The sequence below is a fragment of the Gillisia xinjiangensis genome, assembly GCF_046298265.1.
In the GTDB taxonomy this organism is placed as follows: Bacteria; Bacteroidota; Bacteroidia; order Flavobacteriales; family Flavobacteriaceae; genus Gillisia; species Gillisia xinjiangensis.
The window spans coordinates 138,737-151,527 of record NZ_JBKAHK010000009.1; the positions used below are offsets into that span (position 1 = coordinate 138,737).

The window sequence follows — 12,791 nt, forward strand, 5'->3', positions numbered from 1 at the left end:
CCAACCCTCAGCCGCTTTTTTGCACTTAAAAGGACCGGAAAAGAATTTTACAACCCACTTATATAACTCCCGTAAAGATCTTTAAACTGAATTCCTTCAGCAGACCTGTATTTATTTAATTTTTTATACTCTACCAGGCCCCACAACAAAAATTCTTTCAGAAAATAACTGTCCTCTTTAGATATATCAGATTGATATTTCTTTATCAGATCATTTAAAGGAGGAACAGAATCCAGTTTCTTTTTGTATTCTTTTTCGGTAAGATCATCTAATATTTCAAAACCGCTTTCGGCAAAAAACCATTCCACCAAATCATTGTAGGGATTATCGGTATTTGGCTTTTCCAGTTTTTCGATCTTAGGGAAATACTTAGGGAAGAGGGTTTTCACAGCATCGCCAATCAATTGCTCTGCAACAAAAGCGCTTCCCTCCTGTTCGCCTTCATAAACCAGTTCGATTTTACCGGTTATCGCCGGTATTACGCCCAGAAAATCTCCAAACCTTAACAAGGTCTTTTCTTCTTTGTTCTTAATGGCCCTTCTTTCTGCAGTACTCAAAAGATTTTCAAAAGCTGAAATGCTCAACCTGGCACTTATTCCGCTTCGGGAATCAATATATTCGTTATCCCGTGCTTCAAAACTTATTTGCTCCAGAAGATCTTTTGCAAGATTGGGGACATGGATCATTTCAGTTTGACGACTGTCCAGCCGGGCTTCCTGCTGAGTAATAGTTTTTGCGATTTCTATGGTGTGCGGATAATGCGTTAAAATTTGCGACCCTATACGGTCCTTCAACGGAGTTACGATACTTCCCCTATTTGTATAATCCTCCGGGTTTGCAGTAAACACGAATTGCATATCCAGGGGCAATCTCAATTTAAAACCGCGTATTTGAATATCCCCTTCCTGCAGGATATTAAAAAGTGCCACCTGTATCCTTGCCTGTAGATCGGGAAGTTCATTGATTACAAAAATGCTCCTGTTGGCTCGCGGGATCATTCCGAAGTGGATCACACGGTCATCTGCATAGCTAAGTTTTAAATTTGCAGCTTTTATAGGGTCTACATCCCCAATAATATCTGCCACAGTAACATCGGGCGTAGCCAGCTTTTCAAAAAAGCGTTCCTCTCTATGAATCCAGGCAACAGGTGTTTTTTCGCCCTTTTCTTCCATTAAATTTTTCGCAAACCTTGAAATTGGGTAAAAAGGATCATCGTTAATCTCGGATCCTTCAACGATAGGCATCCATTCATCCAATAAATTCACCATCAAACGGGCCAACCTTGTTTTTGCCTGCCCCCTTAAACCGAGTAAATTAATATTATGTTTAGACAGGATTGCACGCTCCAGTTCCGGAATTACTGAATTTTCATACCCATGAATTCCTTCAAATGCAGGTTCATCATTCCTAATTTTTTCAAGTAAGTTTTGCCTTAATTCTTCTTTTATACTTCTGCTTTTATAGCCTGAATTTTTCAGCGCTTCAAAGGTTTTTATATTTTCTGTTTTCATGTTATTTGAGTATTGAGTAATGCGTAATGAAATTTTGAATTTTGAATTCTGAATTATTTACCCTTTAATTCTTCTTTTTCTATTGCTTTCATAATCTTCAAAGATCATTTCACCCAATCCCTTTAATCCGGTAAAAAAAGCTTTTCCCTGGTTTGCCTGAGTAAACTCACGAACAAATCTTTCCAGATAAGGATCTTGTGCGATCATAAATGTGGTTATAGGAATATGAAGTTTTCTGGCTTTTTGGGCCATATTATAACATTTATCGATAATATATGGATCAAGCCCGACACTGTTTTTATAATAAGTTCCATCCCGTTCTCTTATACAGCTGGGTTTTCCATCGGTTATCATAAATATTTGTTTATTGGTGTTGCGTTTCCTTCGAAGAAGATCCATAGCGAGTTCCAATCCGGCCACCGTATTTGTATGATAGGGTCCTACTGTAAGATAAGGCAGATCGCCAATGGAAATTGCCCAGGCATCATTTCCAAAAACAAGGATGTCCAGCGTATCTTTAGGATATCTTGTGGTGATAAGTTCCGCTAATGCCATCGCAACTTTCTTAGCCGGAGTGATCCTGTCTTCCCCATAAAGGATCATACTATGACTTACATCTATCATTAAAACCGTACTCATTTGAGATTTATGATGGGTTTCCTCCACCACCAGGTCAGCTTCAGTCATTTTAAAATCTCCCGTACCATGATTGATTTGGGCATTTTTTAAACTCTCGGTCATGGAAATTTTATCCAGGGAATCGCCGTAATGAAACTCCTTGAATTCCCCGGTATGTTCATCTCCCAGCCCCTGCTGTCTTGTGCTGTGATTTCCGGATTTGCTGCGTTTTAATTTTCCGAAAATTTGATTTAAGGCCTGTTGACGAATGGCTCTTTCGGTTTTGGCGGTAATCGCCATCCCGCCTTTTCCATCGGGATCAATTTCCTCGCGGATGTAACCCTTCTTTTTCAGATCTTCAATAAAATCATCAATGGTATAATCCTTATTGGTGAGTTTATATTCAACATCCAGCTGGCGTAACCATTCTATCGCTTCATCAAAATCTCCAGAGGTATGGGTTATCAATTCCTTAAAAATTTCAAAAAGCTTATCAAAAGGAGATTTTTCCGGTTCTTCAAATTTTTTGAATACAAAACCTTTTCTTATGGTAGCATGCTTCTTCTTCATAGTAGGTTTTTTATTTAAGCCTTTCAGAAAATACAAAATTCCCGAGTATAATTGGTAAACTAGCTCAGAATTATTTTTGATTCTTAGCAAGAAAATCAGGCATATTTCACAGCATTAAAGTTAAAACAATTAAACCCAACCTAAAAAATGATCTTTATAAACACAGACTAAATATTTGTTAATAATATGACGAAGTTTAAACCCTCATTTAGGATTAACCAGTCTGACGGAAGGGCAGGTTCCCCGATCCCGAGAATATTGGGAACTTGTGGGCTTACCCTGAGGTTTTTGATTTTTGGGAAGAAATCAATTTTATGATGTAAGTTTACAGTTAATAGCATTTTTGATGAGTATACCCGAAATAATACTTGCCTTTTTTAGTATATTGATGTTGTTGCCAACCCTTGCATCCCTCACCAAGTACGATAAATGGTGGATTAGAGGTTTTGATTTCCCCCGAATTCAAATAAGTTTCCTCATTCTACTTATTATCTCACTCTCGCTAGTCTATTATACATTTAGGGATGCATGGCATTCTATTTTGGTGATTTTATTAATTGGAAGTTTTATCTATCAGGCAGTAAAAATTTTCCCCTATACCATTTTTGCAAAAAAACAAGTCCACAAATCTAAGGGGAGCGATCCAAAAGGGATGATTTCACTTTTAATAAGCAATGTGTTAGCCACGAATAAAAGATCCGATAAATTAATCGCTCATGTTCAAACTTATAAACCCGATTTATTATTAACCCTGGAAAGTGACCAGCGGTGGGAAAATGAACTATCTGTTTTGGAAGATGAATATATTTATAAGGTAAAAATTCCCAAAGATAATTTCTATGGAATGCACCTTTATTCAAAATTAAAGCTGGAACATATTGAAATAAAATATCTCATTAGCGATGAGATCCCTTCAATTCATGGGTATTTATGGTTGCGCAACGGCGTAAGGGTAAGGTTTCACTGTTTACATCCTAAACCTCCAAGTCCATCTGAAGATGACACATCAACAAACCGGGATGCAGAATTGTTACTGGTTGGAAGAGAACTTAATGCAGAGAAGGAATCTGTCCTGGTATTTGGAGATTTAAACGATGTTGCCTGGTCGAGAACCACCAAATTATTCCAAAAATTAAGCGGTTTACTGGATCCAAGAATAGGAAGAGGATTTTACAATACTTTTCATGCAGATTATTCACTTTTACGCTGGCCATTAGACCACGTTTTTCACACAATAGATTTTACATTAATAAAATTAAAGTGTCTAAAAAGTATTAATTCTGATCATTTCCCTGTGTTTATTAAACTAAATTATGATCCAGGAAAGAAATCTTTTCAGGAGAGGCCCGAAAAAGCAAATGGAGATGAAAAAGAATGGGCAAATGAAAAAATAGAAGATGGAAACCCCCAGGAAACCGATATATAATTAATTTAAAAGAAATTGCTTCAGTTCAGGATGTTCTTTTATTTTAATACAATTATCAGCTGAAATTGGTTTTTCTATAAAACTGATTACGTTTTTATATTTTTTTGCCTTTTCCTTGTCGTAACTATCTATGGAGGAAGTTACCATAAACACAAACACTTTTTCCGAAATCTCCATCCTCTTAATTTCGTCTAAAAAATCCCATCCATTCATCCCGGGCATATTGATGTCCAGTAAAATTAAAAATATATCGTCAGATTTCTGAATCTTTAGAAAAGCAATTGCTTTCCTGGCATCCTGAAAAGAAAATGGGGCATCTGTGACCCCATACTTTTTAAGCATTTTTTTCTGGATGAAAAGCACAATGGAATCATCATCAATAATCAATACTTTTAGCATTCCGAAATTTTTTGGGTTACCTGTTCGGTTTGATTTGTGATCTTTCGTATAATTCCATCCAGTTCCGTAGCAGAGGTCAGGATATGCTTCAATAAATCTTCCTGATCTTCAAGATCATTATCCGTTTGCAATAAATCTATAATCCCCATAATCCTTGCCAATGGAGCGCGAACCACATGGGATTGGGTCCAGGCAATGTCCTTTAGGCGTTCGTTGTGATCTTCAATGGTTTGTATATGATTTTGTATTTCTGTTATATCCTGCATAGACCCAATCATTTTTAAAGGCTTTCCCATTTCATCGGTAACAAGATAGGTTCGATCCAATATATATTTATAACTGCCATTGGCGCAGCGAAACCTGTACTTTATTTGTAAACTACCATGTCCATTCCTATAAACCTGGGCCACCTTGCTTTTAACACGTTCTGCATCTTCTGGATGGACTTTATCATCCCACCAGGAACCTTTTGTACTAATTTGATCTCTGGTATATCCAAACATTAATTCCATACCCTGATTGAATTGCATGATATCCTTTTGCACATCATAATCTGTAATTGTATCACTTGTTGCCTTTGCAACGATATCATAGCGTTGCAAACTATCCATAAGTTTTCGCTCCTGATTTACAAATTCAGTGACATCCCTTGAATTAGCCACTAACCCGTTAACGGCAGTATCTGTTAAAAGATTTGTGAACACTGTTTCAATCCACCTCCATTCATTTGATAAAGTTTTAATACGATAGGAAGGTATCTGGATCCGTTTTCTATTTTCAAGCCTTAAAATATTTTTCTTAACCTGATCCAAATCTTCCGCATGGATAAGATCGAATAAATTCATTTTAAGCATTTGATTTGCAGGAATGCCCATCACCAATTCTGAAGAAGGACTCACATGAGAAAAATTTCCATCAAAATCCAGTATCATTACAAGATCTGATGCTTCCTGAACCAAAGCTTTAAATCGTTGCTCGCTATCAGCCAAAAGTTTTTCGGCTTTAATCCTGGCGGTAATATCATTTAAAAGAGTAACCCGTGCATCCCTGCCATCAAAAGATATTGGATTGCTTTGAAGTTCCAGATGAATAACCTCCCCTGATTTTTTCTTATGAGAAATCTGAAATTCAAAATAATCGTGCCTCTTGTTATTTACAAGATGATCTATTTCCGGCTCCTCTTTATTTAGCCATAAGTCACTTACTTTTAGGTTGAGAAATTCTTCCCCGGAATAGCCATAAAGCTTTATTGCTGCCTGGTTTACACTTAAAAATTCAAGAGTATTCCTATCTAAAACAAACATAGGCACAGGACTGGAATTGAATAAAGATTTATATTTTTTTTCAGACTCAAAAAGCTGTATTTCAGACTTTTTACGTTCGATACTATAAAATATACTTTTTGAAAGTTGAGAAATGGTAAGTTCATCTTTCAGCAAATAATCTGAAATCCCTAAAGACAAGGTTTTAACTCCAAAGTCCTTATCCCCAAAACCGGTAAGTACAATTACGGCACATTTGTTCGAAAATTCAACAATATCTTTAACCAAAATTTCCCTGTCATCAACATCCGGCAGGGAGAGATCCAATAAGACAGCATCCAGCTGAATATCAGATTTTAAAATAGTTTTGGCTTCCTCGAAAGTGGAGGCCCTTTTAATATTCACATCCGATTGGATTTCATTTAAATACTCTTCTATTAAAATGAAATCCCCCAGATTGTCTTCAATTACCAAAATTTTTAAAACAGATGGAATGTACGTCATAAGGCGATTGAATCTTTTTTTGGTAATTGAACCACCGAAATCCAAAAATCCTCAATGGATGAAACAACTTTTAGAAAATCGTTCGCATCTACAGGCTTGGTTATATAACAATTAGCATAATTTTTATAGGAATTCATCACGTCCTCCTGAGAAGTAGAAGTGCTGAGAATAATAACCGGCAGATGCCTGAGGTGGTCTATAGCTTTAATTTTTTTTAAAACCTCGTGACCATTCATCTTCGGTAAATTAATATCGAGTAAGATCAAATCCGGAGTTAAAGCATCCTTATAATCCCCTTTTTTCTCCAGAAAATCCAAAGCTTCCATTCCATCTTTTACCACTGAAATTCTATTGGCTATTTTTCTTTCCTGAAGGGCTTCAGTAGTTAATACGATATCGCCTTCATTATCTTCAACTAACAGAATATCAATTAAGTTCATTTGCAGGGTATGATTGGGGTTGATAAATATACTAAAATTATTTTTTGATTGTAAAATGAAACGTAGTTCCTTTACCTTCTTCAGAGGTCAACCAGATTTCACCACCGTGATTTTCGACGATTTTTTTACAGATCGCCAGGCCAATACCGGTTCCTGAATATTCATCCCGGGCATGCAAACGTTGGAAAATAATAAAAATTTTATCGAAAAACTGGGATCGAATACCTATTCCATTGTCGGCTATTATAATTTCCCAAAATCTATTGTGTTCAACGACTTTAATATCAATAACAGGAGGAACATCTTTTTGGTGATATTTAAAAGCATTGCTTATCAAATTTGAAAACACGCGTTGTAAAGGAGTTTTTGCAGCCTCAATAGTTGGCAGTTCCCCATAATTAATAACGGCATTAGATTCTTCTATTGAAGTTGCGTACAATTCCGTAATCCCTGAAATCAACTCATTTAAGTCTATTTTCTCATACCGGTAATCCATGCGTCCTACCCTTGAATATTCAAGGAGATCCAGAATAATTTGTCGCATTCTCACGGCACCATCTGTTGCAAAATGAATGTACTGCTGTGCCTTTTCATCCAACTGATCTTCATATTTCTTCTGAAGTTGGGATAAAAAACTTGTTACCATTCGCAATGGCTCCTGAAGATCATGCGAGGCAATATATGCAAACTGCTCTAGCTCTGCATTGGAAACCGCCAGCTCATTTGCCCGGCTCTTAAGTATAAAGTTTAGTTCTTCCAGGGCTCTTTCATTTTGCTTAAGTTCGGTAATGTCCTGCATGGATCCAATCATTTTAAGAGCTTTACCGGTTGTGTCCCTTATAATATAACCGCGCTCCAATACAACTGCTACATTTTTATCCCCCTTAATTACTCTGTACTCTATTTGCCACTGAGATCGAGAAGCAGTTTTCAACACGGTATTTAAGTTATCTATCAAGTCCAATCTATCCTCAGGATGAATGATACTTTCCCAATTTTCTACAGTTTCAGTAGAAGTTTGCCTCTGGTATCCAAAAATCGAATAATAAGCATCACTCCACACTAAGGTGTTTTCAATAATATCCCATTCATAAACAGCCTCTTGTGTAACTTTTGAAACCAAATCATAGCGCTCTTTGGTTATCCTAATTTGCTCATTTACATTTTTCCTGTCTGAGACATCCTTGAAATAAACAGATAATCCATCCTTTCCAGGGTATGCATTCACTTCAAACCATTTTTGTAAAGGATCAAAATACTCCTCAAAGGAAACTTTCTCCCCTGTATCCAGAGCTTCCTTATATTTGGAATAAAAAAGCAACTTTTTAGCATCGGGAAAATAATTCCATAAATTTTTATTTAAAATGGTATTCGTTTTAATCCCCAATAAATTTTCCGCCTCTTTGTTCCAATATGTAACCTCCCAGTCCCTGGAGACTGAAAAGAAACCATCTGTGATGCTTTCTAAAATATTATTGATTTGGGTTCCATATTTTTTAAGAGCAGCTTCGTGAGCGATTCGTTCACTAATATCTGTATGCAAACCAAAAATGGCTATGAGCTCTCCTGTTTCATTAAAAACAGGACCTGCACTTAAATGAAAATCCAAGATTTCACCATTTCTATTTTTTAGCTGAATATCCCCATCCCAGAATTTTCCAGCAAGAAGGCTGGAAAATATAGAGTCTGCAAAAACAGAATCAGCATATAATTTTTTAATAGAAGTAATACCTTTTAATTCAGAATCAGAAAAACCAAGGGTTTCTTTCAAAGAACTATTAAGGTATACCTCATTGTTTTCAACTGAGATAAGGCCAATTCCATCTTTTGTGCTCTCTATGATATTCTTATATTTTAGAAGCTCAAGGTTTGCGGTTTTTATTGGGGTAATATCTATTCCAAATAAATGCACAACCCCTTCTTCTTCAATAAACTCGGAAGGGGTCCAGGAAATCCATTTCCAATCTCCATTTTTTGCCTGGCATCGGTTTTGAAAAGATTGGGGTTTAAGGCCTGCTGCAACTTCTTTTAAACGTTCTACAACTATTGTACCTTCATCGGGATGTAAAAACGTTTTAAATGGTTGGGATAAAAGTTCTTGTTCTGTATATCCAAAAACATCAAAAAACGCAGGATTTACACGTTTTAAATATCCATCCAATCCTATTACAGCGATAAGATTTGGAGTATGCCTAAACATATTATTCAGCTGGTTTTCAGTAACCTTTCTTTGAATCGCTGTGGATATTTGAATTGAAAAACGTTCCAATATTTGTTCGGCCCCAGCATAAGGCTCTATTTTATTTCCGAAAAAAGTAAGAACTGTAATAACTTTATTCTTAAATATAAGAGGAACTCCTATCCCAAAAGCTATATCGGTGTTCTGAAGTGATTTTCTTCTTATAAATCGTTTGTCTTCTGACAAATTATCCCAAATTTTTAAGGCTTTTGTCTCCCAAACAATTCCAGGCAGGCCTTCTCCTTTTTTACAAAATTTCAAAGAATTCCTCATCATCAAATTTTCTTCGTCCTGAACAAAATCTGTTATTTTTCTAATCACAGATTCATCATATCCCACTTCCCAGGCTTCAGCAACCTGAAAGTTTAAAAACCCAGCGATCTTCTTAATTGTTTTACTTAAGCCGGAAGTTAAATTTGAGGCTTTGCTCAGGGAGGCTATTATCTCATAGATTAACTTTTGTTCCTGCTCAAAATAATAGGTAGCTGTAATATTTCTGCCTATTCCCACCATTCCTTCCACCTTTCCCCCTTCAGTCCTTAAGGGTACTTTAGACAATAAAATAACCTCTTTTCTTCCTCTGTAATCATAAATAATATCCTGCCGATTGATCACACTCATACCGCTTTCCATTACCTTTTCATTATCTTCCATTATTTCAAGACCCTCATCTTTTGGGAAATAATGGATTGGTTTCAAATTTAATGTGACCATTTCGTTAGAACCTCCCAGGTAATCAGCATAAAATTTCTTATTGGAAAGTAATGTTTTGTGATCCCTGTCAATTACAAAGATATAATCGGGAATATTATCGATTATTGCCTTTAATAAATTCCGCTCGCGTATTAAAAGTTTTTCAGCTTCCAGAATTTTTGATGCATCTTTTGCAATGCAATACATTAACCTATCCTCCTCATTCCATTGCACCGCCCAAATATTGGAAACTATACTTCCATCCTTCCTTATATATCTATTGATAAAATTATTTACATAGGAGCCACCTATTATTTCACCGGCTACTTTTTTTGTAACCTCACGATCATCAGGATGAACCAATTCTATATAATCCGCACCAATAAGTTCTTCCGGAGTATAACCCCAATTTTTAAAACTCGCGGCACTAACTTCTGTAAATTTACCTTCTTCATTTATAGCGCAAATTACATCAAGGGACTGATTTAAAATTTTCCTGAGACGTTCTCCGCTTTGTTCCGCTTTCTTTTTATTTTTTTCAGCCTCTGTTATATCACGTGCAATACCGAACACGCCTGTGATCTTACCATCAGAAATAATTGGGAAATTGGTAATATGAAGCCTTCTTTTAGTTCCTTTTAAACTATTATAACCCGTATTGTAGCTTTGGGTTTCTCCCCGGCAGGCCCTTTCAAAATGCTTATAAACCCTTGGAAGATCTTTTTCCGGGATCAAGGCTGAAAAATTCATCTTTGTAACCTGTTCTATTGACCCTTCACTTAAATTTAATGCACTGGGATTTAAACTGATGAAACGTCCTTCCAAATCAAACGAGTATACAGGATCGGGATGACATTCAAATAGTGATTTAAAAATTTGGGTGGTTTTGGAAAGTTCAATTTCCTGAAGTCGTTGTTTGGATATATCAATTAATACATTATTTGCAAATTCCTCACCGGAGATATCCTTATAAATTGAGGAAAACACCTTTACAGGGAATTTGGTTCCATCTTTTTTGATAGCAGTTAGTTCACCTTTTACAAAGCCCTTAATTTTTCTGATCTCTAACATCTTCATCAATTCTCCATCACTGGAATCGAAAAGGACATTTCTTCCATTTTCCCGGAATTCCTCAATACTATAATCAAACATACGATTAGCCGCAATATTGACATCAAGAATTTCTCCAGATGGTTTGGTTAAAAAAATACCAATTGTAGAATTATCAAACAGTTCTTTTAAATTATCTTCAATTATAAACTTATTCTTTACCAAGCTTTCCTTATAAATGATTACGGTTTGAATAAATTTCACCTTATCGAATTCATCAAAAACAGGAGAAAATATAAAGGTGACAGCTTCCCGGGAGCCTTTGGAGGGAATTTGGTATTCATTAAATATACCATTACAGGCAGATTTAAGATGTTTTCCGAAAGTTTCAAGATTTTTTGTAGGAATAATGCTGAATATCGAGTCACCTTGGGAAATGTTTGACTTGAATTGATCGTTAATAATTTTTGCAGCCGGAGCATTAATTGTTTCCAAATCTCCATTCAAACGCAGATTAATTAAAGCATTTGTAGGTTTATCTAAGGATGAACAGCCCACAAGAATGTCCTGAATTATCTTTTTACGCGAAGCACTTTCGTTAGGTTCATTTTGCATGTACGTAGTTTTGGGGGTACGTATTACTGATAAAAAACTCAAATTACAAAAACCTTGGAGATAACAAAATTATCAGAAAAAGCTTTTGCTAATCTGTAAACCAATGCCCAGGTTTGTTGAAGAATCTGAAATAATATCTGCACCCAGTTGTATATTCACATCCAATAAATTCTGCCATACCTTTAGATCAAGATAAGTCGATAGAATATTGTTTTTATTAATAGAAGTACCCTTACCTCCATAATTTCTCCTGTAGCTGGTCAACAATTTATAGGGAAGCTTTTCAAAAGCAATTCCAGTGATCCCTATATGGTGTGCAACAATTTTATTGTTGTTCACCCTAAACCTGTTTTCATCCAGGGTAATGAAGGGAACGCCTAAAATTCTGTTTTCATAGGTCCATCCGGAGCGGTATAGATTGTTATTAAAATAATTGTCTTCCCCATCGGTGGTAATATCGGTATCACTTTGATCTTTGGTGTAATAAAATTCATATATAAAGGCATCGATCCATTTCTCGGGATTTGGATCTTCTATATAGACACCATAACGCCCGTCTGGAGTATTCCTTAAAACTCTCCCCGATCCATCCTCGAATAAATGATTATATATGAACTGAACATTGTAATCGGCTATTTTGGTATCTATATATATTTCGTAGCTTCCAAGATGGTTCCCAAGTGCATTAGCTTCCTGCCCACCAACAGTATCATCCCCTTCTTTTCCTGTAACAACATTGATGTAATCCCTGAAACTGCCCGGTAATTTTCCAAAATCAGGTGAAGTACCTCCCCATTGAACAAAATGTTGCAATCCCGCGGTGATTTGAAAATCTTCAGACGCTTTATATACCAGATGGAAACTTTTATGATGCAGTCTCGTATTATCTACATAGCGATCATCGTCCATAAGATATTCCTCCAGAGATGCTTTAAAACCTAAGCCCTTGTTATTTTTGAAAAAGATAGGCCTGGTAGTTGAAATTTGAATTCCCGGAAGCGGCCTTGCATTGAGAGACCATAAGATGTTTTGATTGGAGGCACTCAACCCTTCATAAAGTTCAGCGCGTTGTTTTCTTCCTGCAACAATAGAAAGCCAGGGATTTTGAAAGGCCAAATAAGATTCATCCAGCTGAAGTTTATCCGTATATCCATCCTGATACAAAACGCCAATACCAATTTCCAACCCGGCATTTTCACTTATCTGATATCTTGCCTGCCCATTGATCCATCCGGAGAAATTGGTAAGCTCATCTACTCTTCCCCGCTGATTGCTGTGCATCCAGAAAGGGGATTCATCTTCAGAATAAAATACAGCTTTGGTATTAATAGAACCTGAAAATTCTACTTCCTGTGCATTCAAAAATCCAAGGCAAAGAAAAAATATGGGAGTAAGTAATTTTATTTTCATATCGGGGAAAAATACTATTATGATTAAACTGGGCTTTTAATTTATAATGGAGTT

General features: G+C 36.1%; 8 protein-coding genes. 1 reads left to right on the plus strand and 7 read right to left on the minus strand.

Features of this window, described 5'->3' with window-relative positions; all coding sequences use genetic code 11:
• Positions 1 to 47: 47 nt before the first annotated feature.
• Both ACKGJN_RS14700 and ACKGJN_RS14705 read right to left on the minus strand, forming a co-directional pair.
• On the minus strand, positions 48 to 1,511 hold the full coding sequence (locus ACKGJN_RS14700) for a magnesium chelatase (protein WP_409540310.1): 1,464 nt from the start codon (positions 1,509 to 1,511) through the stop codon (positions 48 to 50).
• Between the two features lie 57 nt (positions 1,512 to 1,568).
• Positions 1,569 to 2,699: a vWA domain-containing protein gene (locus ACKGJN_RS14705; protein ID WP_409540311.1), complete on the minus strand. Its 1,131-nt coding sequence runs from the start codon at positions 2,697 to 2,699 to the stop codon at positions 1,569 to 1,571.
• A gap of 346 nt (positions 2,700 to 3,045) precedes the next feature.
• On the opposite strand from ACKGJN_RS14705, the gene ACKGJN_RS14710 reads away from it, so the two are divergent.
• Positions 3,046 to 4,125, plus strand: coding sequence for an endonuclease/exonuclease/phosphatase family protein (locus tag ACKGJN_RS14710; RefSeq protein WP_409540312.1), 1,080 nt, complete (start codon positions 3,046 to 3,048; stop codon positions 4,123 to 4,125).
• Here ACKGJN_RS14710 and ACKGJN_RS14715 read toward each other — a convergent pair whose 3' ends face one another.
• The 5 genes from ACKGJN_RS14715 to ACKGJN_RS14735 form a co-directional block, all read right to left on the minus strand.
• Positions 4,126 to 4,524 (minus strand): response regulator, encoded by a 399-nt coding sequence (locus tag ACKGJN_RS14715; RefSeq protein ID WP_409540313.1) that lies wholly within the window; start codon positions 4,522 to 4,524, stop codon positions 4,126 to 4,128.
• Positions 4,518 to 6,290, minus strand: coding sequence for a PAS domain S-box protein (locus tag ACKGJN_RS14720; protein WP_409540314.1), 1,773 nt, complete (start codon positions 6,288 to 6,290; stop codon positions 4,518 to 4,520). Before ACKGJN_RS14720 ends, ACKGJN_RS14715 begins: the two co-directional genes overlap by 7 nt.
• Positions 6,287 to 6,730 carry a response regulator gene (locus tag ACKGJN_RS14725; RefSeq protein ID WP_409540315.1) on the minus strand — a complete coding sequence of 148 codons (444 nt, stop codon included), beginning with the start codon at positions 6,728 to 6,730 and terminating at the stop codon, positions 6,287 to 6,289. The genes ACKGJN_RS14720 and ACKGJN_RS14725 overlap by 4 nt, the downstream gene beginning before the upstream one ends.
• 37 nt (positions 6,731 to 6,767) lie before the next feature.
• On the minus strand, positions 6,768 to 11,327 hold the full coding sequence (locus tag ACKGJN_RS14730) for a PAS domain S-box protein (protein WP_409540316.1): 4,560 nt from the start codon (positions 11,325 to 11,327) through the stop codon (positions 6,768 to 6,770).
• A gap of 72 nt (positions 11,328 to 11,399) precedes the next feature.
• Positions 11,400 to 12,737 (minus strand): capsule assembly Wzi family protein, encoded by a 1,338-nt coding sequence (locus ACKGJN_RS14735; RefSeq protein ID WP_409540317.1) that lies wholly within the window; start codon positions 12,735 to 12,737, stop codon positions 11,400 to 11,402.
• Between the last annotated feature and the right edge of the window lie 54 nt (positions 12,738 to 12,791).